General features: G+C 75.1%; 23 protein-coding genes. 10 read left to right on the forward strand and 13 right to left on the reverse strand.

Annotation, left to right across the window (positions count from 1 at the left end; all coding sequences use genetic code 11):
• Positions 1–4: 4 nt before the first annotated feature.
• Positions 5–850, forward strand: a complete 846-nt coding sequence (locus tag ACFYXU_RS13020; RefSeq protein WP_389408953.1) for a spermidine synthase — start codon at positions 5–7, stop codon at positions 848–850.
• Here ACFYXU_RS13020 and ACFYXU_RS13025 read toward each other — a convergent pair.
• Positions 812–2,137, reverse strand: a complete 1,326-nt coding sequence (locus tag ACFYXU_RS13025; protein ID WP_389408954.1) for an MFS transporter — start codon at positions 2,135–2,137, stop codon at positions 812–814. The two genes, ACFYXU_RS13020 and ACFYXU_RS13025, sit on opposite strands and share 39 nt — an antisense overlap.
• 196 nt (positions 2,138–2,333) lie before the next feature.
• Complete coding sequence (locus tag ACFYXU_RS13030; protein ID WP_376513669.1) at positions 2,334–3,482, reverse strand: hypothetical protein; 1,149 nt, start codon at positions 3,480–3,482, stop codon at positions 2,334–2,336.
• 94 nt (positions 3,483–3,576) lie between these two features.
• On the opposite strand from ACFYXU_RS13030, the gene ACFYXU_RS13035 reads away from it, so the two are divergent.
• Positions 3,577–4,029 carry a DUF4442 domain-containing protein gene (locus tag ACFYXU_RS13035; RefSeq protein ID WP_329852265.1) on the forward strand — a complete coding sequence of 151 codons (453 nt, stop codon included), beginning with the start codon at positions 3,577–3,579 and terminating at the stop codon, positions 4,027–4,029.
• Positions 4,030–4,207: 178 nt separating this feature from the next.
• On the forward strand, positions 4,208–4,861 hold the full coding sequence (locus tag ACFYXU_RS13040; RefSeq protein ID WP_361401010.1) for a DedA family protein: 654 nt from the start codon (positions 4,208–4,210) through the stop codon (positions 4,859–4,861).
• Positions 4,862–5,027: 166 nt separating this feature from the next.
• Here the strand turns inward: ACFYXU_RS13040 and ACFYXU_RS13045 are convergent, their stop codons facing one another.
• Positions 5,028–5,555: a gamma carbonic anhydrase family protein gene (locus ACFYXU_RS13045; protein WP_376516188.1), complete on the reverse strand. Its 528-nt coding sequence runs from the start codon at positions 5,553–5,555 to the stop codon at positions 5,028–5,030.
• Positions 5,556–5,686: 131 nt separating this feature from the next.
• On the opposite strand from ACFYXU_RS13045, the gene ACFYXU_RS13050 reads away from it, so the two are divergent.
• A complete protein-coding gene (locus tag ACFYXU_RS13050; RefSeq protein ID WP_376516186.1) occupies positions 5,687–6,454 on the forward strand; it encodes an acyltransferase in 768 nt (255 codons plus the stop codon).
• Between the two features lie 78 nt (positions 6,455–6,532).
• Here ACFYXU_RS13050 and ACFYXU_RS13055 read toward each other — a convergent pair whose 3' ends face one another.
• Complete coding sequence (locus tag ACFYXU_RS13055; protein ID WP_389457675.1) at positions 6,533–7,396, reverse strand: EamA family transporter; 864 nt, start codon at positions 7,394–7,396, stop codon at positions 6,533–6,535.
• A gap of 104 nt (positions 7,397–7,500) precedes the next feature.
• On the opposite strand from ACFYXU_RS13055, the gene ACFYXU_RS13060 reads away from it, so the two are divergent.
• Positions 7,501–8,073 carry an XRE family transcriptional regulator gene (locus tag ACFYXU_RS13060; RefSeq protein ID WP_361401021.1) on the forward strand — a complete coding sequence of 191 codons (573 nt, stop codon included), beginning with the start codon at positions 7,501–7,503 and terminating at the stop codon, positions 8,071–8,073.
• A gap of 155 nt (positions 8,074–8,228) precedes the next feature.
• Complete coding sequence (locus ACFYXU_RS13065; RefSeq protein WP_389457677.1) at positions 8,229–8,792, forward strand: YbaK/EbsC family protein; 564 nt, start codon at positions 8,229–8,231, stop codon at positions 8,790–8,792.
• A gap of 13 nt (positions 8,793–8,805) precedes the next feature.
• On the opposite strand, the gene ACFYXU_RS13070 is transcribed toward ACFYXU_RS13065, so the two are convergent.
• Positions 8,806–9,246 carry a CoA-binding protein gene (locus ACFYXU_RS13070; protein WP_389408957.1) on the reverse strand — a complete coding sequence of 147 codons (441 nt, stop codon included), beginning with the start codon at positions 9,244–9,246 and terminating at the stop codon, positions 8,806–8,808.
• A gap of 122 nt (positions 9,247–9,368) precedes the next feature.
• Here ACFYXU_RS13070 and ACFYXU_RS13075 point away from each other — a divergent pair, with 122 nt between their 5' ends.
• From ACFYXU_RS13075 to ACFYXU_RS13085, 3 genes are all read left to right on the forward strand, one after another.
• The gene (locus ACFYXU_RS13075) at positions 9,369–9,995 is read left to right on the forward strand and encodes a YigZ family protein (RefSeq protein WP_329852279.1); all 627 of its coding nucleotides are present in this window, start codon (positions 9,369–9,371) and stop codon (positions 9,993–9,995) included.
• A 243-nt stretch (positions 9,996–10,238) separates the two neighbouring features.
• Complete coding sequence (locus ACFYXU_RS13080) at positions 10,239–11,408, forward strand: exonuclease SbcCD subunit D (RefSeq protein WP_389457679.1); 1,170 nt, start codon at positions 10,239–10,241, stop codon at positions 11,406–11,408.
• Positions 11,405–14,449: an AAA family ATPase gene (locus ACFYXU_RS13085; RefSeq protein ID WP_389457681.1), complete on the forward strand. Its 3,045-nt coding sequence runs from the start codon at positions 11,405–11,407 to the stop codon at positions 14,447–14,449. The genes ACFYXU_RS13080 and ACFYXU_RS13085 overlap by 4 nt, the downstream gene beginning before the upstream one ends.
• Here ACFYXU_RS13085 and ACFYXU_RS13090 read toward each other — a convergent pair.
• The 3 genes from ACFYXU_RS13090 to ACFYXU_RS13100 form a co-directional block, all read right to left on the reverse strand.
• A complete protein-coding gene (locus tag ACFYXU_RS13090) occupies positions 14,439–14,888 on the reverse strand; it encodes an Lrp/AsnC family transcriptional regulator (RefSeq protein ID WP_329852283.1) in 450 nt (149 codons plus the stop codon). The genes ACFYXU_RS13085 and ACFYXU_RS13090 overlap by 11 nt on opposite strands.
• A 218-nt stretch (positions 14,889–15,106) precedes the next feature.
• Positions 15,107–16,807: a DUF885 domain-containing protein gene (locus ACFYXU_RS13095; RefSeq protein WP_389457683.1), complete on the reverse strand. Its 1,701-nt coding sequence runs from the start codon at positions 16,805–16,807 to the stop codon at positions 15,107–15,109.
• Positions 16,808–16,856: 49 nt separating this feature from the next.
• Entirely contained in the window at positions 16,857–17,354 is a 498-nt protein-coding gene (locus tag ACFYXU_RS13100) for an Lrp/AsnC family transcriptional regulator (RefSeq protein WP_329852287.1), read from the reverse strand.
• Between the two features lie 59 nt (positions 17,355–17,413).
• Here ACFYXU_RS13100 and ACFYXU_RS13105 point away from each other — a divergent pair, with 59 nt between their 5' ends.
• Positions 17,414–18,637, forward strand: a complete 1,224-nt coding sequence (locus ACFYXU_RS13105; protein WP_376516169.1) for a trans-sulfuration enzyme family protein — start codon at positions 17,414–17,416, stop codon at positions 18,635–18,637.
• Here ACFYXU_RS13105 and ACFYXU_RS13110 read toward each other — a convergent pair.
• From ACFYXU_RS13110 to ACFYXU_RS13130, 5 genes are all read right to left on the reverse strand, one after another.
• Complete coding sequence (locus ACFYXU_RS13110; protein ID WP_376516167.1) at positions 18,552–19,982, reverse strand: GNAT family N-acetyltransferase; 1,431 nt, start codon at positions 19,980–19,982, stop codon at positions 18,552–18,554. The two genes, ACFYXU_RS13105 and ACFYXU_RS13110, sit on opposite strands and share 86 nt — an antisense overlap.
• 88 nt (positions 19,983–20,070) lie before the next feature.
• Positions 20,071–22,806 (reverse strand): DUF6493 family protein, encoded by a 2,736-nt coding sequence (locus ACFYXU_RS13115; RefSeq protein ID WP_389457686.1) that lies wholly within the window; start codon positions 22,804–22,806, stop codon positions 20,071–20,073.
• A 304-nt stretch (positions 22,807–23,110) separates the two neighbouring features.
• The gene (locus tag ACFYXU_RS13120) at positions 23,111–24,700 is read right to left on the reverse strand and encodes an alkaline phosphatase D family protein (protein ID WP_376516162.1); all 1,590 of its coding nucleotides are present in this window, start codon (positions 24,698–24,700) and stop codon (positions 23,111–23,113) included.
• A 201-nt stretch (positions 24,701–24,901) separates the two neighbouring features.
• Complete coding sequence (locus ACFYXU_RS13125) at positions 24,902–26,308, reverse strand: PLP-dependent aminotransferase family protein (RefSeq protein WP_376516160.1); 1,407 nt, start codon at positions 26,306–26,308, stop codon at positions 24,902–24,904.
• Positions 26,309–26,430: 122 nt separating this feature from the next.
• Positions 26,431–26,943: a GNAT family N-acetyltransferase gene (locus ACFYXU_RS13130; protein ID WP_376516158.1), complete on the reverse strand. Its 513-nt coding sequence runs from the start codon at positions 26,941–26,943 to the stop codon at positions 26,431–26,433.
• Between the last annotated feature and the right edge of the window lie 22 nt (positions 26,944–26,965).

Below are 26,965 nucleotides of genomic sequence, written 5' to 3' on the forward strand. Positions count from 1 at the left end.
ACGCGTGAACGAGCACATCCCCGTCCTCCGCGAGGTCGACCAGGGCACCGCGCGCCTCATGCCCGACGTGGACCGGGAGCGGGCCTGGCTGCTCACGGTCGACGGCGCGCCCCAGTCGTACGTCGACCTCGACGATCCGGCGTACCTGGAGTTCGAGTACGCGCGGCGACTCGCCCACGTCGTCGACGGCGCCGCCGAGCCCGGCGCGCCCCTCGACGTCCTGCACCTGGGCGGCGGCGCGCTCTCGCTGCCCCGGTACGTCGCCGTCACCCGGCCCGGCTCCCGTCAGGACGTCGTCGAGGCGGACCGGGGTCTGCTCGCCCTGGTCGAGGAGCACCTGCCGCTGCCCGAGGGCTCGGGGACCCGAGTGCACGGCGCGGACGCCCGTGCCTGGCTGGAGGCCGCGCCGGACGCCTCGACCGACCTGATCCTGGGCGACGTCTTCGGCGGCTCGCGGGTGCCCGCGCACCTCACCACCGTCGAGTACGCGCGCGAGGTACGGCGGGTGCTGCGGCCCGGCGGGCTCTACGCCGCCAACCTCGCCGACGGGGCGCCGTTCCCCTTCCTCCGCTCGCAGCTCGCCACCTTCGCCGCCGTCTTCCCCGAGCTGGCGCTGGTCGCCGAGCCCGGCGTGCTGCGCGGCCGCCGCTTCGGGAACGCGGTCCTCGTCGCCTCCGGCCGGGAGATCGACATCGCCCACCTCGCGCGGCGCGCGGCCGCCGACGCCTTTCCCGCGCGCGTGGAGCACGGGGAGACGCTCGACCGCTTCACCGGCGATGCGGAACCGGTCCTCGACACCGGGGCCGTGCCCTCACCCGTTCCGCCCGAGGGCGCCTTCGGCATCGGCTGACGGGTCCGGGGCGCCCCGGGCGCCCGCGACCTCCTTCGTGTGCGGGCGCCGCGTCAGGTTCCGTACGTCCGGCACGAACAGGACGAGCGCGGTGACGAGCACCATCAGCGCCGCCGCGCCCCACAGCGCCTCGCTCCGGCCGAAGGCGCTCTCCGCCGGGCCCGCGAGCGCCGTGGACAGCGGGAGCAGGGCCGTCGACCCGAACCAGTCGTACGCGGAGACCCGGGACAGCTTCTCCTCCGGGATCTCCTGGTGCATGGTCGTCATCCAGGAGACGCCGAACACCTCGATCGCGACTCCGCTGACGAACATCGCGGCCGTCAGGCCCGCCGCGTCCAGCGGCACCGCGAGCGCCGCCGAGGGCAGCGCGATCGGGAAGACGCAGAGGGTCCCGACGAAGAGCATCCGGCGCGGCTTCCACCGGGTCATCAGGACCGCGCCCGCGACCGTCCCCGCGCCGTACGCGGCGAGCGCGACGCCCCAGGGGCGGGAGCCGCCCAGCTCGTCCCGGGCGACCAGCGGTCCGTACACCGCCTCGACCGCGCCGATGAGCCCGACCACCACCGAGAACTGGGCGACGATCGACCACAGCCAGGGCCGGCCGACGAACTCCTGCCAGCCCTCCCGCAGGTCCGCGAAGAGCCCGCGGCCGGGGGAGCGCTCCGGAAGGCCGCTCACGTCGAGGAAGGCCCGCAGACCGCCGGCGACGGCGAAGGCGACCGCGTCGACGGCCAGGACCCAGCCCGGTCCGACGAACGCGACGAGCGCGCCGCCCAGCGCGGCTCCGCCGATGGCGGCGCCGTGCATGGCCATCCGGAAGACGGCGAAGGCGCGGTTCGCCTGTTCGCCGCTGACGGTGGCCATGAGCATGCCCTCGGCCGCCGGGTTGAAGAAGGCCTGGCCGGTGCCGCACAGCGCGGTGAGCACCATCATCTGCCAGAGGCGGGCCTCGCCCGAGAGGACGAGGACGGCGAAGGCGGCCTGCGAGACGCAGTTGAGGGCGTTGGCGGCGACCATGACCCGGTGCCGGGGGACCCGGTCGGCCACCGCGCCGCCGATCAGCAGGAAGAGGACCAGCGGCAGGAACCGCGCCATGGCCACGAGACCCACGTCGCCCGCGTCGCCCCCAGAGTCGAAGACCGCCCAGGTGGTGGCGATCAGCGCGCCGTGGGTGCCGAGGTTGGTCACGACCGTGGCGGCGGTGAGCAGGAGGTAGTTGCGGCCGGCCCACTCGGGGCGGCGGGAGCGGGGCGTGGCCCGGTGGGGAGAGGCGGCGGGTGTGGTCACCCCGGAACTGTCCCGGGCTCCTCCCCGTGCCGCCAACCCGATTTCGGACGGTCCGTCAGGGGGTGTGGCGCCTGCCGGACGGACGTACTCCCGGCACGGACGCGCCTCTGGAAGCAGAAGCACCTACCCCGGTGACCCACGGCATCCCAGGGGCCACCGGGACCGGCGTGGCCGGGCCCGGTGGCTCAGGGGAAGGTCAGGCCGCGGGCGCGAGCCGGACCGTGGAGAGGATCTGCCGGATCGTCGCGTCGGGGAGCTCGTCCTTGACGCCCTTGGCCCCGTAGAACACCCAGGTCGAGAAGTCGCCGGCGGTGTTCTTGAAGGTGAAGGCGTAGGACTTGCCGTCCGTCTCGCACTTGTTGCGCTTCTTCACGCCCGGCGCCGTGGCGGTCGCCAGGCTGCCGTTCAGACCGGACTTCGTCGTGTACGGCACGGGCTTGGTGATCTTGATGGTGCTCTGCGGCATGTGCTGGGCGTAGCCGCCCCACACCCAGGTGCCCGCCTCGCCGCGCGCCGCGGACGCGGTGTCCTTGGCGCCCTGGCCGCCCTTGGTGCCGGCCGTCGCCAGGCTCCAGGTCTCGTCGGTGCCGTTCTTGTCGATGTCGTACGTGCACCACTCGCTCTTCAGGTGGGTGGGGCTGGACATCGTGACGAGCGGGCTGCCGTCGTTCTTCTTCTCGTCCTCGAAGAAGGTGATCGCGCCCGGCTTCAGCACCTCCCACTCCGGCGGTACGTCGAAGAGGGTGCCGTACTTCGGGTTGTAGACGACCTTCCAGCCCGGGACCGTCGGCTGCTGCGCCGCGCCGTCGCGCGGGTTGGCGATCCCGGAGGACTGGCTCGGGGCGGGTGCCGGGTCGGACGAGGGGTCCCCGGACGGGGTGGCCGTCACCGACGGCTTGGGGTCGTCGGCGGTGTTCTTCTTGTCGTCGTCCTTGCCGAGCACCAGGAAGCCGGTGACGCCGGCCGCGACGACCACGGCGGTGGCGGCGACGACCGCCACGAGCGTCGTCCGCTTCTTCTTCCCGCCGTCGGGCCCGCCGGGGTGTCCCGGCACCGCGTACTGCTGCGGCACGGTCGGCTGCTGGTACGGGTTCGGCTGGCCTGGCTGCGGGGCGTACCCCTGCTGCGGGTACCCGGGCTGCGCCGGTGGCTGCTGCGGGTAGCCCGGCTGCGCGGGCGGCTGTTGCGGGTAGCCGGGCTGTGTCGGCGGCTGCTGCGGGTACCCGGGCTGGGCAGGCGGCTGCTGATACGGGTTCGGCTGCTGGTACCCCGACTGCTGGTAGGGGTTCTGACTCTGGTCCTGCGGGTTCTGCTCGCCCCCGGGCGGCTGCTGTCCTGGCCACATGGCCAGTAACCATAGAGGGGCGGGGGCCGCTCGACCACGCCCGCCCCCGCGCGGGGATGGCCAAGGCTACTACCCACGGGTAACATCACGGTCCATGAGCGCAGACCAGATGTCCGTCGGCGAGATGCTCGCCGCCACGGTCCCCATGGCCGGGACCCTGAAGCTGGAGTTCCTGGAGACCACCGCCGAGCGCGCCGTCGTGCGCCTCCCGGACCAGCCCGCCTACCACAACCACCTCGGCGGCCCGCACGCCGGAGCGATGTTCACGCTGGCCGAGTCCGCCAGCGGCGCCATCGTGCTCGCCGCCTTCGGCGACCAGCTGGGCCGCGCCGTGCCGCTCGCGGTCAAGGCCGAGATCGGCTACAAGAAGCTGGCCAAGGGCGTCGTCACCGCCACGGCCACGCTCGGCCGCCCCGCCGCCGAGGTCGTCGCCGAACTCGACGCCGGGGAGCGCCCCGAGTTCCCGGTGCGGATCGACATCACCCGCGAGGACGGCGCCGTGACCGGCGAGATGACCGTCGTGTGGACCCTGCGCCCGAACTCCTGACCCGGAACGCCGCGCACCGCCCCCGCACCCGCTCCGGGCGCGGGGGCGGTCGCGTCCCCGGGGCGGCCCCTCGGATTCGTGGTCCGTCCGCCCCGACCGGGTAGGCTGCCCCGGCATGCCCGCCGACCCGCCTGCCGGGCCGTCGAGCGGCCGGGCAGCCGATACGGGAGGAAGCGCGTTGCACGTCCAGGAGTGGCTGGAGACGATCCCCGCGGTCGCCGTCTACGTCCTCGTCGGAGTGGTGATCGGGCTGGAGAGCCTGGGCATCCCGCTCCCCGGCGAGATCGTGCTCGTGAGCTCGGCTCTGCTCGCCTCGCAGCACGGCGACATCAATCCGTACGTGCTCGGGGCCTGCGCCACCGCCGGCGCGATCATCGGCGACTCGATCGGCTACGCGATCGGACGCAAGGGCGGACGGCCGCTGCTCGCCTGGCTGGGCCGGAAGTTCCCGAAGCACTTCAGCGAGGCGAACATCTCGCTCGCGGAGAGCTCCTTCCAGAAGTGGGGCATGTGGGCCGTCTTCTTCGGCCGCTTCATCGCCCTGCTCCGCATCTTCGCGGGTCCGCTCGCCGGTGTGCTGAAGATGCCGTACTGGAAGTTCCTCATCGCCAACGTCCTGGGCGGCATCCTGTGGGCCGGCGGCACCACGGCCGTCATCTACACCGTCGGCGTCGTCGCCGAGGCCTGGCTCAAGCGCTTCTCCTGGCTGGGCCTGGTCCTCGCCGTGCTGATCGGCCTCGCCTCGATGCTGGTGGTCAGGAACCGCGCCAGGAAGGCGGCGGCGCAGCGGGCCGAGGCGCCCGAGCCGGAGCCGGTCCCGGCGGCGGACTGAGCGAGCCCCGGGCGGACACGAGGGAGGGCGGCACCCGGAAGACGGGTGCCGCCCTCCCTCGCGTACGGCATCAGCCCTCGAAGGTGGAGGACGGGTGCCGCCCTCCCTCGCGTACGGCTCAGTCCTGGAAGGCGGGAGACGAGCGCCGCCCTGCCCCGCGTGCGGCTCAGTCCTGGAAGGCCTCGGCGTGCCCCTTGGCGAGCGCCAGGTACATCTCGGCGTTCAGCCGGATGCCCGCCCGCTCCTCCTCGGTGAGCGGGCGGCGCACCTTCGCGGGCACACCCGCGACGAGGGAGCCCGGCGGGATCTCCATGCCCTGGGGGACGAGCGCCTGCGCGGCGACGAGCGAGCCGGCCCCGATCCGGGCCCCGTTGAGGACCGTCGCGCCCATGCCGACGAGCACGTCGTCCTCGATGACGCAGCCGTGCACGGTCGCGTTGTGGCCGACGGTCACCCGGTCGCCGATCGAGACGGGGAAGCCGGGGTCGACGTGGACCGTGCAGTTGTCCTGGATGTTGGAGTCCTCGCCGATCGCGATCGGACCGCAGTCCGCGCGCAGCACCGCGTGGTACCAGACGCTGGCGCGGGCGCCGAGCGTGACCTCGCCGAGCACCACGGAGGTCGGGGCGGTGAAGGCGGCCGGATCGATCCGCGGCTCCTTGCCGCCCACTGCCTTGATCAACGCCTCTGTCATGGTTCGCTCCTGATCGTCTGCCGTCGTGTCACGCCCGGGGGTGCCCCCGGGCGCAGCCTATGCCGTGCTCATGACGGACATCACAGCGCACCGCACTGATCAGGTACGACGGCGCCGACTACGGTGGCCGGGTGCCCAGGAACAGAAACACGTTCTCCTCCTTCGCCGCCTGGCGGCGCCGGGTCGTCGCGAGTGCCGTGCAGGGCGGCTGGCGCTGGGTGCAGCAGGCCGGTTCCGTCACCGCCGAGCACCCCGGGAAGCTGCGGTTCCGCCGCCTCGGGGCGGGCACCCGGCTCGCGTTCCCGCAGGGCACGGTCTTCGGCGAGCCGTGGATCGAGATCGGCGAGTGCTGCATCATCGCCGAGCAGGTCACGCTGACGGCGGGGATGCTCCCCGACCTGGACCTGGGGACGGACACGGTCCTCACCCTCGGGGACGGCGTCGTCCTCGGGCGGGGCAGCCACGTCATCGCCGACGCCCGGGTGACCATCGGCTCGGACACGTACTGCGGTCCGTACGTCTACATCACCTCGACGAACCACAGTTACGACGATCCGGACGAGCCCGTCGGCCGCCAGTGGCCCCGCTCGGCACCCGTCTCCATCGGACCCGGGTGCTGGCTGGGCACGGGCGCGGTGGTCCTGCCCGGCGCGCGCCTCGGCCGCAACGTCGTCGTGGCGGCGGGCGCGGTGGTGCGCGGCGAGGTCCCGGACCACTCGGTCGTGGCGGGCGCGCCCGCGAAGGTCGTCCGCAGCTGGACCCGCGAGACCGGCTGGCAGCCGCCCCTGCGCACGCCCGCCCCGGTCCCGATCCCGGACCACGTCACCCCGGAGCAGCTCGCCGCGCTCGCGGCCTGGGAGGCCCAGCGCGCCGGCAGCTCCGAGTCCGTGCCGTCCTGAACCGACGTCCGGGGCCCACCGGGGGGATCGGGCCCCAGGGGTGACCCGGGGAGCCCGGCCCGAGCCGCCAGGGCTGGCCTAACCGGTCGCCAGGAGGACCGTGCCCACCAGGGCGAGCCCCGCGCCCGCCGCCTGGACGGCGCGGAGCCGTTCCTTCAGGACGCCGCGGGCCGCCAGGGCCGTGACGATCGGGTAGAGGCTGGCGAGGACGGCCGCGACGGTGACCGGGCCCTGCTGCGCCGCGATCGCGTACGTGCCGTTGGCGGCGACGTCCGCGAGGCCCACGAAGGCGAGGGCCGGGAGGGCGGCGCGGACGACTCCGGGCCCGCCCTCGGGAAGTGCGGCGCCCCCGCGCCGCACCGAGGCGTACAGGGCGCCGCCGCCGACCAGGACGTTGGTCACGCGCTGGACGAACAGGGCGAGGAAGAGGCCCGTGACGGTCGTGGAGGCCTCGGCGATCAGGGCCATCACCGAGCCGAAGCCGAAGGCCGCGACCAGGGTCAGCAGGACCGCCCGGCGCTGCACCGGCGCCCCGCGCAGCTCCGGTCCGCCCGCGAGCACCACGCCCAGGACCGCCACGCCGATCCCGGCGAACTGCGGCAGGCCCGGCCGGTCCCCGACGAGGAGGCCGACGGAGACGGGGACGACGACCCCGAGCGAGCCGAGCGGCGAGACCACGCCCATCGGGCCGAGCGCGAGCGCCTTGTAGAAGGCGAGCATGGCTGCCGGTCCGACGACTCCGGCCCCGACCGCGTACCAGAGCTGGGGCCCCGCCTCGGTCCAGGCGCCCGTCGCGAGGACGATCGTGCCGAGGACGAGGACCGCGAGGGTCTGGGAGACCACGACCACGGTGAGCGCGGGGATCCGCCGGGTGAGGAGCCCGCCGCCGAAGTCGGCGAGGCCCCACAGGAGGCTGGTGGCCAGGGCGAACAGGGCGGTCATGAATCCTCGCAGGGGCGTGCGGCAGTACAGTGCGGTGAACCATCGGGTGCACCTCACCGTAGTTCAGTGCATTGGACTCTGTCATCCAGGATATTGGACGGAACGTGTCGGACCTCGACCAGCTCACACAGTCGCTCGCCCGGAACCTGAAACGCTGGCGCAAGGAGCGGGGATTCACCCTGGACGCGCTCGCCGCCCGCGCGGGCGTCAGCCGCGGGATGATCATCCAGATCGAGCAGGCCCGTACCAACCCCAGCGTCGGCACCACCGTGAAGCTCGCCGACGCCCTCGGCGTCTCCATCACGACGCTCCTCGACTACGAGCAGGGCCCCCAGGTCCGGCTCGTCCCGCCCGGCCAGGCCGTCCGCATGTGGTCCACCTCCACCGGCAGCCACACCACGCTCCTCGTCGGCGCCGAGGCCCGCGGCCCGCTGGAACTCTGGTCCTGGACCCTCATGCCGGGCGAGGGCAGCGACTCCGACCCCCACCCGGAGGGCACGGTCGAGCTGCTGCACGTCACCGCGGGGACGCTGACGCTGGTCGTGGACGGCGCGGACCATCCCCTGCCGGCCGGCACCTCGGCCGCCTTCGAGGCGCACGTCGCGCACGCGTACCGCAACGACGGGGACGAACCGGCCGAGATGACCATGGCGGTGTCGATCCCACCGGCACGGTGAGACGGGTCGGCCGAGGCCCGTCGGCCTCCGGCCTGCCCCGATCGGCCGAGGCCCGCTCGCCGTCGCCCGGTCGCCGACGCCCACCGATGTCCGCCGTCGCCCGGTCGCCGAGACGGACCCACGTACCCCCGGCGGCGGTTGTTAGCGTGAGGCGCATGCGCGCACCCATCGGAACCTTCGACGAAGCCCGGCCCGCCCCCGACTGCCTCGACCTGCTGACCGGCCCCGTCGCGGCGGCGATCCGCGCCTGGACGGGGCCCGTCCCGGCCGACCGGCTGGTGTACGTGGACACCGACCCGGCCATCGCCGACACCGCCGTGTTCGTCGAGCACCACGGCCCCGGTCTGCTCGACGCCTCCGCGAACTGCGTGGTCGTCGCGGGCCGCCGCGGGGAGACGACGACCCTCGCCGCGTGCGTCGTGAAGTCGGCGACCCGCGTCGACGTCAACGGCGTCGTCCGCAAGCACCTCGGCGCCCGCAAGGCCTCCTTCGCCCCGATGGACACCGCGACCGGCGAGACCGGCATGGAGTACGGCGGGATCACCCCGGTCGGCCTCCCCGCCGACTGGCCCCTGCTCGTCGACGCCGCCGTCGTCGACACCGAGTGGGTCCTCGTCGGCAGCGGCAGCCGCCGGGGCAAGCTCATCCTCCCCGGCAAGGCGTTCGCGCAACTCCCCGGTGCCGTCGTCCTGGAGGGCCTCTGCGTCCCCGTCGGCTGACCCCTCCCCGGGCTCAGCCCAGGCGGGGGATCTCGATGGCGGGGCACCGGTCCATGACCATGTCCAGGCCCGCCGCGCGGGTCCGGGCGAACGCGTCCTCGTCGATCACGTCCAGCTGGAACCAGACCGCCTTCGCGCCGACCGCGACGGCCTCGTCGGCCACGGCGCCCGCCAGGTCGCTGTTCACGAAGACGTCCACGACGTCGACCGGGAAGGGGACGTCGGCGAGCGACGCGTAACCCGGCTCGCCGTGCACCGTCTCCGCCTTCGGGTGGATCGGGACGATCCGCTTGCCGAAGCGCTGGAGCACCGCCGCCACCCCGTACGCGGCGCGGGCCCGGTTGTTGGAGAGGCCCACCACCGCCCAGGTGTCGCCCGTGGAGGTCAGGATCCGCCGCACCGCCTCCGACGCCGGGTAGGCGGCGGGGTCCGTCGTCGTGCTGTCTGTGCTCATCGCTTCTGCTGCCTCTCGTCGGCGCGGCCCGTCCCTTGCGTGAACGAGCCGCGCCGGGCCGTGATTCCCGCGCGGGAGGATCGGCGGGGAGGGCAGTCCGGAAGGGAACGTAGGCTGGTCGGATGCAGGAGCAGTACCGCACGCTCGCCCGCGAGGGCGTGCACGAGACCGAGATCAACCGCTCGCGCTTCCTCTGCGCGCTCGCCCCCGTCGCCGACGAGCGGGAGGCGCAGGAGTTCGTCGCGCGGATCCGCAGGGAGCACCCGACCGCCAGCCACAACTGCTTCGCGTACGTCCTCGGCGCCGACGCCTCCGTGCAGAAGGCGAGCGACGACGGCGAGCCCGGCGGCACGGCCGGCGTTCCGATGCTCCAGATGCTGCTGCGCCGGGAGATGCGCTACGTCGTCGCCGTCGTCACCCGCTACTACGGCGGGGTGAAGCTCGGCGCGGGCGGCCTGATCCGTGCCTACGGAGGGTCGGTCGGCGAGGCGCTCGACGCGGTCGGCACGATCACCCGGCAGCGCTTCCGGCTCGCCACCGTCACCGTCGACCACCAGCGCGCGGGCAAGCTGGAGAACGACCTGCGGGCCACCGGCCGCACCGTCCGTGACGTGCGGTACGCCGAGGCCGTGACCCTCGAGATCGGCCTCCCGGACGCGGACGTCCCGGCCTTCCGCGGCTGGCTCGCCGACGCGACGGCGGGCACGGCCACGTTCGAACTCGGCGGCGAGGCGTACGGCGACGCGTGACCGGTGGGGCGGCGTGGGCGGGCGGTGGCGCCCGAGCCGGTAAGCGGGGGCCCCACCACGAGGCGCTCCGCGGCGCGTGACGCGTCTCACCCGCCCCGCCGGTGGCCGTGCCCCCGCCGGGGGGCCGCGGGTCCGGGCACGCGGACCCGCCCCGCCGACCCGCCCGCTCGGGATAGCGTGGTGGGCGCACAGGGACGGGAACCGGCGGTGAGGAGCGGGACACATGCGGGGTAGGACGGCATCGTGAGGCTCCTGCACACCTCGGACTGGCACCTCGGCCGGTCCTTCCACCGCGTCGGCCTCCTCGACGCCCAGGCCGCGTTCCTCGACCACCTGGTGGCCACCGTCCACGCGCACGACGTGGACGCCGTCCTCGTCGCCGGAGACGTCTACGACCGGGCGGTGCCCCCGCTGCCCGCCGTCGAGCTCTTCGACACCGCCCTCCACCGCCTCGCCGAGGCCGGGGTGCCGACCGTCATGATCTCCGGCAACCACGACTCGGCCCGCCGCCTCGGCGTCGGCGCCGGGCTCATCGGCCGGGCCGGCATCCACCTCCGTACCGACCCCGACGGCATCGGCACCCCCGTCGTCCTCACCGACGCCCACGGCGAGGTCGCCCTCTACGGGCTGCCCTACCTGGAACCCGCGCTCGTCCGCGAGCGCCTCGGCGCCGGGAACGCCGGACACGAGGCCGTCCTCGGCGCCGCCATGGACCGGGTCCGCGCCGACCTCGCCCGCCGGCCCGCCGGCACCCGCTCCGTCGTCCTCGCCCACGCCTTCGTCGCGGGCGGCGCCCCCAGCGACAGCGAGCGGGACATCACGGTGGGCGGTGTCGCCGCCGTCCCCTGCGCGGTCTTCGACGGCGTCGACTACGTCGCCCTCGGCCACCTCCACGGCAGCCAGACCCTCACCCCCCGCGTCCGCTACTCCGGCTCCCCGCTCGCGTACTCCTTCTCCGAGGCCGACCACCGCAAGACCATGTGGCTGATCGACCTCGGTGAGGACGGGGCGATCACCGGCGAGGTCCGCCTCGACTGCCCCGTCCCGCGTCCCCTCGCCCGCGTCCGGGGCCGGCTCGACGACCTCCTCGCCGACCCGGCGCTCGCCCCGCATGAACAGTCCTGGGTGGAGGCCACCCTCACCGACCCGGTGCGGCCCGCCGAGCCCATGGCGCGGCTCACCGAGCGCTTCCCGCACACCCTCAACCTGGTCTTCGACCCCGAGCGGACCGGGGACGACCCCGGTGCCTCCTACGCCCAGCGGCTCAGGGACCGCAGCGACCAGCAGATCGCGGAGGACTTCGTGGCCCACGTACGCGGCGGAGCGGCCCTCGACGGCGCCGAACGGGCCGTCCTGCACGGCGCCTTCGACGACGTCCGCGTCGACGCGGTCGAGCGCGAGGTGGGCCGATGAGGCTGCACCGCCTGGAGATCACCGCGTTCGGGCCCTTCGGCGGCACGCAGACGGTCGACTTCGACGCCCTGTCCGCCGCGGGGCTGTTCCTCCTCCACGGGCCGACCGGCGCCGGCAAGACCTCCGTCCTCGACGCCGTCTGCTTCGCCCTGTACGGGAGCGTGCCCGGCGTCCGCCAGAACCCCGGCACGTCGCTGCGCAGCGACCACGCCCCCGTCGGCACCTCCACCGAGGTCCTCCTCGAACTGACCGTGGGCGACCGGCGCCTGGAGATCACCCGGCGTCCCGCCCAGCAGCGGCCCAAGAAGCGCGGCGGCGGCTTCACGACCGAGAAGGCCCAGACGTGGCTCCGCGAGCTGGACCCCGCCACCGGCGAGTGGGCCGGGCTCAGCCGCTCCCACCAGGAGATCGGTGAGGAGGTCACCCAGCTCGTCGGCATGAGCCGCGAGCAGTTCTGCCAGGTCGTCCTCCTCCCGCAGGGCGACTTCGCCCGCTTCCTGCGCGCCGACGCCGAGGCCCGCGGCAAGCTCCTCGGGCGGCTCTTCGACACCCGCCGCTTCGCCGCCGTCGAGGACCGCCTCGCCGAGCTGCGCCGCGCCGCGCAGCAGGAGGTCGAGGACGGGGACGCGCGGCTGCTCACCCTCGCGCACCGCATGACCCAGGCCGCCGGCGGCCTCGCCGCCGCCCGTACCCCCGTGGAGGGGCGGCCCGGCGACCCCGGGCTCGCCGCGTCCGTCCTGACCTGGGCCGCCGTCGCCCGAACCGAGGCCCGTGAGGCCCTCGACATCGCGGACGTGCGCCTCGCCGCGGCCGAGGGCGGCCGGGCCGCCGCCCGCGCCGCGCTCGACGCCGAGAACGACCTCGCCGCCCGGCAGTCCCGGCACGCCGACGCCCTCCGGCGCCGCGAGCGGCTCACCGCGCAGGAGCCCGAGCGCGACCGGTTCCAGGACTCCCTGGACCGCAGCCTGAAGGCCGACCGGGTCGCCCCCGCGCTGGGGCTGCGCCGGGACGCCGAGCGCGAGCACACCACCGCGCACACGGCACGGGAGCGGGCCCGCGCCCAGCTGCCGCCCGAGCTGGTCGACGCGGGCGCCGACCACCTCTCCACGCTCGAACACCGGCTGCGCGAGGAGCTCGGCGGCCTCGAGGCGGCCCGCCGCGCCGAGCACCGCGCCGCCTCGGTCGCCGAGGAACACGCCGTACTCGCCCGCGAGGCGCGCGCCGACGACGACGCCCTCCGCGACGCCGCCGACTGGCTCGCCGGCTGGGAACCCCGCCGCGCGGACCTCACCGCCCGCGTCGAGACGGCCCGCGACGCCGCCGCCCGCGCCGAGCACCTCGCGGGGCGTCTGGAGCCCGCCCGCCGCCGGCTCGCCGCGGCGCGCCGCCGCGACTCCCTCGCCGAGGAGGCGGACCTCGCCGAGACCCGCCTCGCCCGGGCCAGGGAGCGGCGCAACGACGCCCACGAGAGCTGGCTCGACGTCAAGTCCCGCCGCCTGGAGGGCATCGCCGCCGAACTCGCCGTCACCCTCGCCCCGGGCGACCCCTGCCAGGTCTGCGGCTCCACCGCGCACCCGGCCCCCGCCCGTACCACCGCCGACCACGTCGACCGCGCCACCGAGGACGCCGCCTACGCGGCCTACACCCGCGCCGAGGAGGTCCGCACCGCCGCCGAGCGCGAACTCGCCGTCACCCGCGAGTCCTGGTCCGGAGCGTGCGCGGAGGTCCTGACCGGCACCGCCGACGAGGAGCCGGAGACGGCACCCACCGTGTCCGAACTCGACGCCGAGGTCGAGGAGTTGACCCACCTGCACGCCGAGGCCCAGGCGCTCGCCGGGCAGACGCACGGCGCGCGGGAGGCGCTCGCCCGGGCCGAGCGGGAGCACGAGGAGCGGACGGACGCGCAGCGCGCCGCCGAGCGGCGGGTCGCCGCGCGGACCTCCCGGCGCGAGGCCCTGGAGCGGGAGCGGGCCGCGCTCGACGAGGAACTCGCCCGGGGACGCGGCGCGTTCGCCACCGTGGCCGAACACGCCACCCTCCTGGAGCGGCGGATCGCCCTCCTGGTCGACGCCGCCGGCACCGCGCGCACCGCCGAACTCGCCGCCCAGCGCCTCAAGGAGGCCGACGACCGGCTCGCCGACGCCGCCTACCGGGCGGGCTTCACCACCCCCGCCGAGGCGGCCGGCGCCCTCCTCGGAGAGGGCGAACGCCGCTCGCTCCAGCAGCGCGTGGACGCCTGGCGGGCCGAGGCCGCCGCCGTCGCCGACCGGCTCGCCGAACCCGGCACGGCCGAGGCCGCCGCCCTGCCGCCCGCCGATCCGGCCGGCGCGCACGCCGCGCACACGGCGGCGGAACGCGCGCTCCGCGAGGCCGACGCGGCCCTCGCCGCCGCACGCGAGCGGACCGAGGGACTCGCCGGACTCTCCCGGCAGGCCGCCGCCGAGGTCCGCCGGCTCGGGCCGCTGCGCGAGGAGTACGACCGGGTGGCCCGCCTCGCCGCCCTCACCGCCGGCACCTCCGCGGAGAACGAGCGCCGGATGCGCCTGGAGTCGTACGTGCTCGCCGCCCGCCTCGAACAGGTGGCGGCCGCGGCGAGCGCCCGCCTCCAGCGGATGTCCTCGGGCCGCTACACCCTCGTCCACTCCGACGCGCGCTCCGGCGGCAAGCGGTCCGGCCTCGGCCTGCACGTCGTCGACGCCTGGACCGGCAACGAGCGCGACACCGCCACGCTCTCCGGGGGCGAGACCTTCTTCGCCTCGCTCGCCCTCGCCCTCGGGCTCGCCGACGTCGTCACCGACGAGGCCGGCGGGGTCAGGCTCGACACCCTCTTCATCGACGAGGGCTTCGGCAGCCTCGACGAGCAGACCCTCGACGAGGTCCTCGACGTGCTGGACTCCCTGCGCGAGCGGGACCGCAGCGTGGGCATCGTCAGCCACGTCGGCGACCTGCGCCGCCGCATCCCGGCCCAGCTGGAGGTCGTCAAGGCGCGGCAGGGCTCGGCGGTGCGGCTGCGCACCGGGGGCGACGCGCTCAGCGGCTGAGGGAGCGCCGGGGCAGCGGCGAGGAGTAGACGACGCTGGTGGTCACCGCGCCGAGCGTGGAGATCTTGCCGGTGATCTCCTCCAGGTGCCGCATGGAGCGGGCGGCGACCTTGAGCACGAAGCAGTCGTCCCCGGTGACGTGGTGCGCCTCCAGGACCTCCGGCGTCGTGTCGAGCAGGTCGTGGAACGGCTTGTAGTTGCCGTGCGGGTAGCGCAGCCGTACGAAGGCCAGGATGGGCAGGCCGAGACGGTCCTGGTCGACGATCGCCGTGTACCCGCTGATCACCCCGGCCTCCTCCAGGCGCCGCACCCGCTCGGTGACCGCGGACGGTGACATCGACACCGCGCGGGCGAGCTCGGCGAAGCTGGCACGGCCCTCGGCCTGGAGGGCTTCGAGGATGCGCCAGTCGGTGGCGTCGGGGGTGTATGCGCTGCTCATGGGGGAGAGCCTGGCGGGGAATCCCCGGCCGATCAAGTCATCGGCCGGGACTCCCGGCGTCCGATCGCGGTATCGGCCGGGACTCCCGGCGTCCGGTCACGGTGTCGGCCGGGACTCTCGGTGTCCGGTCACGGTGTCGGCCGGGACTCTCGCCGTCCGATCGCGGTGTCGGCCGGGCCGGGGGCTCGCCCGCCGGGGACTCCCGCCGTCCGAACGGCTCAGAGGCGGGAGATCTCGTCCACCAGGTCGTCCAGACCCAGCGGCCCCTGGGAGAGGGCCGCCATGTGCCAGGCCTTCGCGTCGAACGTCTCGCCGTGCGCGGCCCGCGCGTTGGCGCGGCCGAGCAGCCAGGCGCGCTCGCCCAGCTTGTAGCCGATCGCCTGCCCCGGCATCGACAGGTAGCGGGTCATCTCGCTCTCCACGAACGACGGCGGGCGGCTGCTGTGCAGCTGGAAGAACTCCTGGGCCAGCTCCGGCGTCCACCGCTCGCCGGGGTGGAAGGGGGACTCCGCGGGGATCTCCAGACCGAGGTGCATGCCGATGTCGACGATCACCCGGCAGGCCCGCATCATCTGGCCGTCCAGGTAGCCGAGGCGGCGCTCCGCGTCGGGCAGGAAGCCGAGTTCGTCCATCAGGCGCTCCGCGTAGAGCGCCCAGCCCTCCGAGTTCGCGCTGACCTTGCCGATGGTCGCCTGGTAGCGGGACAGCCGGTCGGCGACGTGCACCCACTGCGCCAGCTGGAGGTGATGGCCGGGCACGCCCTCGTGGTACCAGGTCGACACCAGGTCGTACACCGGGAAGCGGGTGGTGCCGTCGACGGGCAGCCAGGTGCGGCCGGGGCGCGAGAAGTCCTCGGACGGACCGGTGTAGTACGGCGCTGCGGCGCCGCCCGGCGGGGCGATCCGGGACTCCACCCGGCGTACCCGGTCGGCGAGTTCGAAGTGGTGGCCGTCGAGCGCCTCGATGGCCTCGTCCATCAGCTCCTGGAGCCAGACCCGGACCGCCTCCACGCCCTCGATGTGCGTACCGTGCTCGTCGAGGTGGGCGAGCGCCTCCCAGGGACCTGCGCCGGGCAGGATCCGCTCGGCCTCGGACCGCATCTCGGCGAGGAGGCGGTGGTACTCGGCCCAGCCGTACGCGTACGCCTGGTCGAGGTCCAGGTCGGTGCCGTTGAAGAAGCGGGTCCAGCGCTGGTAGCGCGCGCGGCCCACCGTGTCCGGAGCGCCGACGATCGCCGGGGCGTACGCGTCCCGCATCCAGTCCCGAAGGGCCGCGACGGCCGAGGTCGCGCCCCGCGCGGCCGCCGCGAGCTCGGCCCGCAGCGCCTCCGGCAGCGTGCCCGGGCCGACGGCGGCGAACTCCTCGAACCAGCCCGGCTTCCCGCTCTCCCCGCCCGCCCACTCGGTGAGCTGCTCGACGAAGGTGGCGGTGGCGCGCGGCCCGCCGAAGAGCTTGCGCTCCAGTCCGAGCGCGAGCGCGGCACGGTACCCCTCGAACGCCCCGGGAACCGCGCGCAGCCGGGCGGCGACCGCCGTCCAGTCCTCCTCGGTCTCCGTCGGCATCACGGTGAACACGATGCGGACGGAGTGCGCGGGCGAGCGCATGTTGCTCACCGCGCAGAGGTTCTCCTCGGCCTCGTGGATGGCGAGTTCCGCCGTGAGCCGCTCCCGCAGCAGCCGCGCGCAGCGCCGCTCGGCGTCGCTGTCCGCACCCGGAACGCGCTCCGCCGCGTCGAGCCGGGCGAGCGTGCGGCGGGCGAGGTCGGCCACCGCACGCTGTCCGGCGGGCGAGAAGTCCGGCAGCCGTCCGGCGCTCTCCTTGACTCCCAGGTACGTACCGGTGATCGGGTCGAGGGCGATGAGTGCGTCGACGTGGTCGTCGGCGACCTGGCGGGGCAGCGGGCTGGATGTGTCTGGCATGGATGTCATCCTGGCGTCTCCGGCGGGCCCGCGTCACCCTCGTCGGGGCTCAGTCGGCTGACAAGGAAGGGCCGGGAGAAGGCGGCAGGAGCGGGCCGCACTCCCACTGCTGGAAGATCAGCCGGGTCTCCACGCGCGCCACCTCGCGGCGCGAGGTGAACTCGTCGAGGACGAGACGTTGCAGGTCGGCGGGGTCCGCCACGGCCACGTGCACCAGGTAGTCGTCGGGCCCCGTGAGGTGGAAGAGCGCCCGGGACTCGGGAAGGGCACGGATCCGGTCGACGAACGGACCGATCAGTTCACGCCGGTGAGGGCGGACCTGGACGAGAAGCAGCGCTTCGAGCCCCCTCCCGAGTTTGGCCGGATCCAGTCGTAGCTGGTGTCCGAGGATCACACCTGTGCGGCGCAGCCGGGCCACCCGGTCGAGGCAGGTGGAGGGTGCGACGCCGACCTCGGCGGCGAGTTCGCGGTACGTGCTCCGGGCGTCGTTCTGCAAGAGGCGAAGAATGTGCAGATCGACCGTGTCCAGTACGACAGAATCGGCCATCTGGCGAACGTAGCACGGCGATTTCTCGCTACTTCCCGGTATCCGTTCACAGTGCCGCCATGGACGCCATGGATCACGGCCGCTCGGTCACCCCGAGGGCCCTCGCCACCGAAGCCGTGCACGCCGGCCGCGAAGACCTCGCCGGACTCGGTCTGCACGCCCCGCCGCTCGACCTGTCCACCACCTACCCCTCGTACGACGCCCGGGCCGAGGCCGCCCGGATCGACGAGTTCGCCACCACCGGTGCCCGGCTGGACGGCCCGCCCGTCTACGCCCGGCTCGACAACCCGACCGTGGCCCGCTTCGAGGAGGCCCTCGCCCGTCTGGAGGGCGCCGAGGCCGGCGTCGCCTTCGCCAGCGGGATGGCCGCCCTCACCGCCGTGCTCCTCGCCCGGGCGAGCCAGGGCCTGCGCCACGTCGTCGCGGTCCGCCCGCTGTACGGATGCAGCGACCACCTCCTCGACGCCGGGCTGCTCGGCACCGAGGTGACCTGGACCGACCCGGCGGGCATCGCCGACGCCCTCCGCCCCGACACCGGGCTCGTCATGGTCGAGTCGCCCGCCAACCCGACGCTCGCCGAGGCCGACATCCGGGCGATCGCCCACTCCTGCGGCTCCGTCCCGCTGCTCGTCGACAACACCTTCGCCACGCCGGTGCTTCAGCGCCCGGTCGAGCAGGGCGCCCGCATCGTGCTGCACAGCGCCACCAAGTACCTGGGCGGTCACGGCGACGTCATGGGCGGGGTCGTCGCCTGCGACGAGGAGTTCGCCCGTACGCTCCGGCAGGTCCGCTTCGCCACCGGCGGGGTGCTCCACCCGCTCGCCGGTTACCTGCTCCTGCGCGGGCTCTCCACCCTTCCGGTCCGGGTCAGGGCGGCCTCGTCGACGGCCGCGGAGCTGGTCCGCCGGCTCGCCACCGACCCCCGCGTCGCCCGCGTCCACTACCCGCGGATCGGCGGCGCGATGATCGCCTTCGAGGTGTACGGCGACCCGCACGACGTGATCGCCGGGGTGCGCCTGATCACCCCGGCGGTCAGTCTCGGCAGCGTCGACACCCTGATCCAGCACCCGGCGTCCATCAGCCACCGGATCGTGGCCGAGGGGGACCGGCGCTCGGCGGGCGTCAGCGACCGGCTGCTCCGGATGTCCGTCGGTCTGGAGGACGTCGAGGACCTGTGGCGCGACCTGACGCAGGCGCTCAGCGCTCCGCCCGCCGGGCCCCTTCGGGTGACTGCTCCCGCGTCCGGTCGGCCGGCCGCGGTCCCCGGTCCAGCCGTGCGGTGATGACGAGGGTGCCCTCCTCGATCTGGTAGTCGAGCGGCAGGTTCAGCGCCCGCATCGCGGCCACCATCCCGGTGTTGGAGGCCTGCGTCACGGCGTACACGCTGTCGCAGCCGGCCTCCTCGGCCATCGCGACGAGTCGGCCGAGGAGCTCGGCGCCGATCCCGCGCCGCTGCCAGTCGTCCTCGACCATGAGGGCGACCTCCGTCTCGTCGCCGTCCCACAGCAGGTGGCCGAGGGCGACGAGACGGCCGGAGGCGGTCTGGACGGCGAGGGTCCGGCCGAAGCGGGGGCTGAGGAGATGGTCGAGGTAACGGTCGGCGTCGCCGACCGGGCCGTGGTAGCGCAGGCCGAGGGTGCGCGGCGAGCAGCGGTCGTGCATGGCGCGCGCGGCGGTCAGGTCGCGCTGGTCGGCGCGGCGGACGGTGATCTCGTTGCCCTCGGGCAGGGTCAGCACGTCCTGGCTGCGCGGGACGCGCGGGCCGAGCCTGGCGTCGAGCTCGACGAGGGCGCGGGCCCGGGCGAACTCGGTCGGCGTGAAGGGCAGGTACGGGCGCTCGATGATCAGGGTGCCGCCGTGCGGGTCGCGCAGCCGCATCACGGTCTCCTCCAGGACGCCTTCGACCGGGGCCTGTTCGCCGGCGGGACGGCCGGTGAGGGAGACGGCCGGCACGGAGTGGAGCGTGCAGCGGCCCAGGAGCTGGCGCAGCGCGAGGGGCAGTTCGGCCGCGTCGAGCGCTGTGCGGGTGGCGAGGCCGAGGACGCGGGTGGGGGTGTCCACCAGGTCGTGGGTGTCGGCGCGCTCGGTCCAGGTGTCGCGGCCGCCGGCCGCCGCCGTCTCGCGGGCCAGGGCCCGCGCGGAGAGGTCGGCCGGGGCGCGGAGCAGGAACTCGTCGACGGTGCCGTCGCCGAGGGGATGGGTCTGGAGGGTGAGGATGTCGACCCGGAGACGGGCGAGGGCGGTGCACAGCGCGGCGAGGCTGCCCGGGGTGTCGGCGACGGTGGTCCGCATCCGCCAGAGCGTCGTCTCGGCGGGCGGCGCGGACGCGTCCCGCGCGGGTGCGGCCGTGGCCGCCGGCTCCGGAGCGGGATGCCCGCCGGTGTCGTCGGTGGGTGGTGCGTGGCCGGCATGGCCGTGCTTCCGCGCCCACCACGTGTGGAACGTGGCGGTGGCGGCCAGCGCGATCGCCGAGAAGACCAGGAGGTAGGGCCCGTCGGGGCCCTTGACCACGGTCTTGGCGATCGTGTCGGCCACCACCACGGCGGTGAACAGGGCGGCGAGCTCGATCAGGTCGTGCCGCCAGTGGTGCGGACGGCGGGTGCTCTTCGAAGACGTCACATCAGTCATGACCTCACTGTGACCCAGCGGTGTTGCGTGATCACGAACGCTTTGTGACTGACGGGTTAAGCGCCGATCTGGTGGCTTAGTGACCGATTCAGGCCGATTGTGTCGGAGGCTGATCGGCTCTCTGGCGGAGTGCGTTCCGCAGCCGCTTGGCCTGCACCACCAGCCGGGTGGACGACCGCTCCGAGGCCAGCGCGTCGAGCCCGGCGACCTCCTCCCGGGCGCCACAGCGCTCCACGCAGTCGGCCGCGACCGAGAGGACCTCACCGAGCCCCCGCACCGGCCGCGCGGTAGCCGCCGTCCTCGGCTCTGCCCTTTCCTCCGTCTCCGACTCTGCCTCCGTCTCGGACTCCATCGCAGTCTTCGTCTCCGGCGCCGTCTTCGTCTCCGCCGCCGCCTCCGCCCCCGTCGTCGGCTCCGCCGCGCCGAGCAGGCGCGGAAGCGTCGCCGCGAGGATCGCCCAGACCGTCCCGTACGCCCCCGTGGCGGCGGCCGTCCGGGCCGCGTCCGCCAGCCGGTTCGGCTTGACCGAGCCCTCCGCGACCAGCCGTGCCAGCTCCCCGCCGAGCCGCCGGGCGTCCAACTCGCCCCGCGCCGCCAGGACCAGCACGGCGTCCACCGCGCGCAGCCGGTCGTCCGCGTCCACAGAGCCGAGACCGAACGCCAGGGCCAGCAGGACCGCCCGCCCGACCGGGCCGCCCGCCTCCACCAGCGCGGTCAGCGGCTCCGTCGCATCGCGCGCGTCCCCGTCGACGCCGTGCGTGAGGGTCGGCAGCAGGCAGGCCGCGAGCAGCTCACGGTCGGCCGGCAGCACCGGAGCCCACTGCGCGCGGCCCCCGATCCCGTGGTGACACCGGCGGGGCGTCGCCTCCGGGACGCCGCCGAGCCACTGGAACGCGGGCGGGAACTCCGCCCGCACCGCCTGGTGCGCGCCCACGTCGACCACGAGCCGGTCCTCCAACGAGTACCGCGCGGCCTCGTCGTCCCGCCGGAGCAGACGCACGCTCACCCCCACGGCGGCCTCGTCCCGCAGCCAGGCGGCGAGCCGGTCGCCGGCCGGGGTGCCGAGCGCCGCCGCCTCCTCGGCCGCCCGCCCCGCCGACGGGTCGCCCCGCAGCACCCGGAGCAGGGCCTGGGCGAGATCGGCCGGAGCGGGCTCGACGTCCGTGTCCCGGTACTCCCGCAGCCGCTCCACCAGGACCGGCGGGTCGATCGCCCCCGTGAGCCGGGTCGGCGCGGCGAGGAGGAACGGCAGCGCGTCCGTGCCGACGAGCACGGCGGTCTCCCGCAACCGGGCGTCGAGCACGCCCGACAGGGCCTGGTGGAGACAGGCGTCCGTGCCGTGTCCCTTCGTCCGGTGGACGTCGGCGAGTGCCGGGTCCAGCAGGCCGATGAGCCCCGCCAGCACCACGTGGATCCCCTGCGCCTCATGGGCGAAGGAGTGGGTCTCCTGCTCCGACCCGGGCGACGGGAAGGCCTCCCGCACCGCCGCCGCGACGCCCGCCCGGTCCCGGTGGGCGAGCCGCACCAGACCGTCGAGCGCCCGCTCGAACGCGACGGGATCCTCCGCGAGCCCCTGCCCCACCAGCTCGGCGACGAGCTCCTCGACGGTCGTCGCCGGGGCCGCCGGCCGTCGCGTCTCGGGCACCGGCGGCAGGATCTCCTCGTACGGAAGCGCCGCCTCCCGGATCAGGTCCGCACCGAACAGCTCCTCGGCCGCCCGCCGGTGCGCCGGGCTCAGCAGCGCCGCCGCCCCGCCCAGCTCGCGCCGCACCTCGGGCGACACGTCCGCCAGATGACGCCCGACCAGCCTGAGGGCCCGCTCCTGCAACTCCGTGTCCTCGTTCCCGAAGGCCTCCGTCAGCGCGGGCAGCAGCTCCCCGGCCGCGTCGGGCTCCCGCTCCAGCACGTGACCGACCAGCGCCAACTGGGCGCGTACGAGCTTCTTCTCGGTACGGAACAGCACCCCGGTCGTCAGCTCCGCCAGGGCCCCGACCGGCAGCGCACCCGCCGAGGCGAGCTCCGCCAGGAGGTCCTGGGCGTACCCGGCGACCAGCGACGGAGCGTCGGCCGCGATGCCGACCCAGTCCGGGATCCGCGCCCGGAGCTCCGCCGCTCCCGGGGCGAGCAGCCGCACCGTCTCCAGCGCGAGGCGCAGGCTCCGCAGGGGCCCGCCGCGCACCAGCCGGGACACGCACGCGTCCAGGACCTCGGCGCGCTCCAGGACCCCCTCGCCGACGAGCGCCCGCAGCGCCGGGGGCCACTGCGCCTCCGGCCGCCGGTCGACCGGCCGGGTCAACTGCTCGGGCGGCTCGGCCATCGCGAGGGCGTGCGCCACCAGGACCGGAGTCTGCGGGTCCGCCCTGAGCCGCTCCACGAGCCGGTCGCCGGTGAGGTGCCGGGTCCAGCCGATGACGTAGCCGTCGGTCGGGGGGACCGCGTACCCGGAGCGGACCACGAGACCGCGCAGCAGCGGATAGCTGTCCTCCGCCACGGCCCGCCGTCTCGACAGGCGCCGCGCCAGGTCCGCCGCCCACTCCGGGTCCGGGTCCCCGAGCGCCGCGAGCGCCAGGGGGCCGTCCTCCTCCCGGGCGGAGAGGTCCCGCGCCCCGAGCCAGCTCGCCGCCGACTCCGGCGTGGTGAGGCAGCCCGCGCCCGCCACGTACAGCGCGCTCCGGATGCGGCTCGGTACGTGCGGAGGCTCGGCCCACTTGCCGTCGCGCACCTCGGCGCGCAGCGCCCTCAGCCGCGTGAGCGCGGCCTTGCGCCCGGCGGCGTCGAGCGGCGCCAGGAGCGCGGGCACCTCGCCGCTCGCACCGGCGAGCACGGCCGCGAGCAGGGTGTCGACAGGGGAACCGGGCGGCCGGACGCCGACGGGCGAGCCGCCCGCGCCGGAACCGCTCCCCGCCCCCGTACCGCCTCCCGGCTCCCCAGCGCCTCCCGTTCCCGTTGCGGCCCCCGGCCCCGTACCGCCTCCCGCCCCCGTACCGCCCCCCGTCCGGATGTCCGCGTCCCGGTGTCCGGCCTCTGCTCCTGGCGTCCTGCCGCCCCCGTTGGTCATGGGAACGACGTTAGGCCGCCCCACTGACAAGCGCCGGAATCCGGGCGGCGCACCGCCCCCGCCCGCGGTCTCACTGCCCGACGCGGCCCGGCTGGAGCACCTTGCTGAACAGCACCGTCCCGCCCTCGGCCCGGAGCCGCACCGTCAGCTCGCCGCTGTGGCCGTCGATGTCGACCTCGCCGAAGTACTGCGGGCTCTCCATCGGCGACAGGTTCGCCCGCTCCGGCGCCCGCACGAACACCCGCTCCGGACCGAAGGTCGCGTCCAGCGCGTTCGCCGGGAACCCGCCCGCCGCCAGCGGCCCGGACACGAACTCCCAGAACGGCGCGAAGTCCTGGAAGGCCGCCCGCTCCGGCGCGTAGTGCTGCGCGGACGTGTAGTGGACGTCGGCCGTCAGCCACACCGTGCCGGTGATCCGCCGGTGCTTCACGAACCGCAGCAGCTCCGCGATCTGCAGCTCCCGGCCCAGCGGCGCACCCGGGTCGCCCTGGGCGATCGCCTCGAAGTTCGCGGCGCCGTCCGGGACGACCAGACCGATGGGCATGTCCGCCGCGAGCACCTTCCACACCGCCCGGGACGCGGCCAGCTCCCGCTTCAGCCACGCGAGCTGCTCGGCGCCGAGGATGCCGGTGGTGTCGTCGGCCTGCCGGCCGGGCGAGTTGGCGTTCCGGTACGAGCGCATGTCGAGCACGAACACGTCGAGCAGTGGCCCGTACCGCACCACCCGGTGCACTCGCCGCTCGCGCCCGTCACCGCGCGCGTGGAGCGTGGACACCGGGAAGTACTCGCCGAACGCGCGCGAGGCACGGGCCGCGAGGACGTCCACGTCCTTCTCCGTGTAGCGGGGATCGTCCAGGATCTGCCCGGGATACCAGTTGTTCCGGACCTCGTGGTCGTCCCACTGCACCACCGACGGCACCTGCGCGTTGAACGCCCGGACGTTGTGGTCGAGGAGGTTGTAGCGGAAGTTGCCCCGGTACTCGTCGAGGGTCTCCGCGACCTTCGCCTTCTCCGGCGTCGTGACGTTCCGCCAGATCCGCCCGTCCGGCAGGGTCACGCTGGGCTGGATGACCCCGTCGGCGTAGATCGTGTCGCCGCTGCACAGGAAGAAGTCCGGGTCGAGCCGGCGCATCTCCTCGTACGCGCGAAAGCCCCCGATGTCCGGGTTGATGCCCCAGCCCTGCCCCGCGATGTCCCCCGACCACAGGAAGCGCACCCCGTCCCGGCGCCGGGACGGGGCCGTGCGGAAGGTGCCGGAGACCGGCTCGCCCGTCCGGCGCGGATCGTCCGGGTCGACGAGCGTGACCCGGTAGTGGATCTGCTCGCCCGAGGGCAGGCCGCGCAGGGTGGTGGTGCCGGTGAAGTCCGTGCCCGCTCCGATCAGCGGCCCGAGGTGGCGGCGGGCGTGCCGGAACGACTCGGTCGCCGAGGTCTCCACGAGCATCCGCGCCGGGCGGTCCGCGCGCACCCACACCAGGCCGGAGGAAGCCGACACGTCACCCGCCTGCACGCCCCACTCGGCTCGGGGCCGTCCCGAGAGCGCGAAGGCCGGGGCGGCGAGGCCGGTGCCGCCGAGGGTGAGCGCCGCCGACGCGGCCAGGGAGCCGCGCAGGACGCCGCGGCGCGTGGGGGAGGAGGAGCCGGGCACGGGCAGGGACATGAAAGGACCTCCGGGGTCGGGGCGTTCAGGTCGCGGTCGGTGCGCCTCCCGGGCCTCACGGCCGGGTGCGCCGCCCCATGCCTAGCGGCCGGGTGCGGCGCCCGCGCGAACCCCGCGTGAACAGATCGCGGTCCCGGCCGCGCGCCACTCCCGCGCGAACCGTGTGAACCCGCGTGGACAGATCGCGGTCCCGGCCGCGCCTCACTCCCGCCGGAGCGCCTCCGCCACGAGCCGGATGCCCGTCGCGACGGCCGACGGCGTCAGGTGCGCGTACCCGATGACGAGCCGCACGTCCCCGTCGGCGGGCCGCGCGGTGCCGTACGCGTCCAGGGGCCGCAGACCCACGCCCGCCTCCGCCGCCCGCGCCAGGAACCGGGCCGGCGGCCCGAACCGTTCCGGTACGCGCGCGATGACGTGGAGCCCGGCCGCGATCCCGCTCACCCGGGTGCCCGGCAGGTGTTCGTCGAACGCGGCGAGGAGCGCGTCCCGCCGCTCCCGGTAGGCGCGTTGGCAGCGGCGCAGCTGCCGGTCGTACCCGCCGCGCGTCACGAACTCGGCGAGGACGGCCTGGTCGAGCACGGGATTGCCGAGGTCCATCGTCCGCTTGCGTTCGACGACCTCGTCGAGCAGCTCCTCCGGCACCAGCATCCAGCCGAGCCGCATCCCCGGGGCCAGCGACTTGCTGACCGAGCCCGCGTACGCGACCCGCTCCGGGTCGAGGCCCTGGAGCGCGCCGACCGGGGCCCGGTCGTAGCGGAAGTCGCCGTCGTAGTCGTCCTCCAGGACGTAGCCGTCCACCGCGCGGGCCCAGTCCAGGAGCGCGGCGCGGCGCTCCGCCGACCAGCTGATCCCCGAGGGGAACTGGTGCGAGGGCGTCACCACCACCGCACGCACCCCGGAAGCGGCGAGCGGCCCGGGGCGGAGCCCCTCCTCGTCCAGCGGCAGCCACACCGTCTCCACCCCGGCCGAGGCGAACAGCCGCCCGTGCTCGGGGCTGCCGGGATCCTCGATGCCGATCCGGCGCAGCCCGCGCGCGTGCAGCACGCATCCGAAGAGCGTCGACGCCTGGGCGACACCCGAGCAGACGACGAGCCGCCCGGGGTCGGCGACCACGCCGCGCCGCCGTGCCAGCAGCGCGGCGAGCGCCTCGCGCAGCACGGGCAGCCCGCGCGGATCCGGGTAGCCGAGCGCCGGGTGGGGGAGCCGCGCGAGCACGGAACGCTGCGCGGCCGCCCAGGCGCTCCTCGGGAACAGCGACAGGTCGGGGGTCCCCGGGCGGAAGTCCACCCGCACCCCGGGCGCCCCCACCGTCGGACGGGCCCCGGGCAAGGCCGCCCGGGCCGCGCCGCTCACCCAGGTCCCGGAGCCCCGGTCGCTGCGGAGGTACCCCTCGGCCGTCAGCTGTTCGTACGCCTCGGTGACGAGGCCCCGTGACACGCCGAGGTCCGCCGCGAGCGCGCGGGTCGACGGCAGCCGCGTCCCGGCCGCGAGCCGCCCCGCGCGCACCGCTTCCCGCAGGGCCTCCTGCAACGCCCGCCCGCGCCGCCGCGCCGGAGCGGCGGCGGCCGGCAGGAGCAGCTCCCAGGCCGCCTGCCCCTGGCTCGTCATGTCGCCCGCCCCTTCTCGCGCCGCCGGTAGGGGAGTTCACCGGCCGGCTCCGTGCGCGGTCCATGATGCCCGGCCGGGACCGTGCCCCGTCCACCGGACTCGGCGCGGGAGCCCGGCGTCCGTCAGCCGACGCGGGGGCTGCGGCGTTCGACCAGGACGGTGTCGCGCCAGACGCCGTGGTGCCGGCCGACGCGCTCCCGGGTGCCGACGACCCGGAACCCCGCGCGCGCGTGGACGGCGAGACTCGCCGTGTTCTCGGGGAAGATGCCGGACTGGACGGTCCAGACGCCCGCCGCCTCGCTGGACTCGATCAACGCGTGGAGCAGGGCCGTGGCGACGCCCCGGCCGCGCGCGTCGGGGTGGACGTAGACCGAGTGCTCCACCACACCCTCGTACGCGGGGCGTTCGGAGACCCGGGACGCGGCGACCCAGCCGAGCAGGGTCCCGTCGGCGTCCAGGGCGCCGAAGCGGAGTCCGGGCAACTTGGCCGCGTCGAACTCCGCCCAGGTCGGGACGGCCGTCTCGAAGGTGGCGTCGCCCTCCTCGATCCCGGCCCGGTAGATCGCCAGGACCCGCTCGGCGTGGTCGGCGGTCAGCGGCACCACGGAGAAGGGGCGCACGGTGTCGGTCGTCATGAGCCGGAGTCTGCCGCGCGGC

This window comes from Streptomyces sp. NPDC002232 (assembly GCF_042890295.1).
Lineage (GTDB): Bacteria > Actinomycetota > Actinomycetes > Streptomycetales > Streptomycetaceae > Streptomyces.

What these genes read in the sequence shown, in the direction of transcription:
- ACFYXU_RS13030 (WP_376513669.1), bottom strand. Translation starts at nt 3,482, where the DNA reads ATGTGGCCAGGACAGCAGCCGCCCGGGGGCGAGCAGAACCCGCAGGAC.
- ACFYXU_RS13035 (WP_329852265.1), top strand. Translation starts at nt 3,577, where the DNA reads ATGAGCGCAGACCAGATGTCCGTCGGCGAGATGCTCGCCGCCACGGTC.
- ACFYXU_RS13045 (WP_376516188.1), bottom strand. Translation starts at nt 5,555, where the DNA reads ATGACAGAGGCGTTGATCAAGGCAGTGGGCGGCAAGGAGCCGCGGATC.
- ACFYXU_RS13055 (WP_389457675.1), bottom strand. Translation starts at nt 7,396, where the DNA reads ATGACCGCCCTGTTCGCCCTGGCCACCAGCCTCCTGTGGGGCCTCGCC.
- ACFYXU_RS13065 (WP_389457677.1), top strand. Translation starts at nt 8,229, where the DNA reads ATGCGCGCACCCATCGGAACCTTCGACGAAGCCCGGCCCGCCCCCGAC.
- ACFYXU_RS13070 (WP_389408957.1), bottom strand. Translation starts at nt 9,246, where the DNA reads ATGAGCACAGACAGCACGACGACGGACCCCGCCGCCTACCCGGCGTCG.
- ACFYXU_RS13075 (WP_329852279.1), top strand. Translation starts at nt 9,369, where the DNA reads ATGCAGGAGCAGTACCGCACGCTCGCCCGCGAGGGCGTGCACGAGACC.
- ACFYXU_RS13085 (WP_389457681.1), top strand. Translation starts at nt 11,405, where the DNA reads ATGAGGCTGCACCGCCTGGAGATCACCGCGTTCGGGCCCTTCGGCGGC.
- ACFYXU_RS13090 (WP_329852283.1), bottom strand. Translation starts at nt 14,888, where the DNA reads ATGAGCAGCGCATACACCCCCGACGCCACCGACTGGCGCATCCTCGAA.
- ACFYXU_RS13095 (WP_389457683.1), bottom strand. Translation starts at nt 16,807, where the DNA reads ATGCCAGACACATCCAGCCCGCTGCCCCGCCAGGTCGCCGACGACCAC.
- ACFYXU_RS13100 (WP_329852287.1), bottom strand. Translation starts at nt 17,354, where the DNA reads ATGGCCGATTCTGTCGTACTGGACACGGTCGATCTGCACATTCTTCGC.
- ACFYXU_RS13105 (WP_376516169.1), top strand. Translation starts at nt 17,414, where the DNA reads ATGGACGCCATGGATCACGGCCGCTCGGTCACCCCGAGGGCCCTCGCC.
- ACFYXU_RS13110 (WP_376516167.1), bottom strand. Translation starts at nt 19,982, where the DNA reads ATGACTGATGTGACGTCTTCGAAGAGCACCCGCCGTCCGCACCACTGG.
- ACFYXU_RS13120 (WP_376516162.1), bottom strand. Translation starts at nt 24,700, where the DNA reads ATGTCCCTGCCCGTGCCCGGCTCCTCCTCCCCCACGCGCCGCGGCGTC.
- ACFYXU_RS13125 (WP_376516160.1), bottom strand. Translation starts at nt 26,308, where the DNA reads ATGACGAGCCAGGGGCAGGCGGCCTGGGAGCTGCTCCTGCCGGCCGCC.
- ACFYXU_RS13130 (WP_376516158.1), bottom strand. Translation starts at nt 26,943, where the DNA reads ATGACGACCGACACCGTGCGCCCCTTCTCCGTGGTGCCGCTGACCGCC.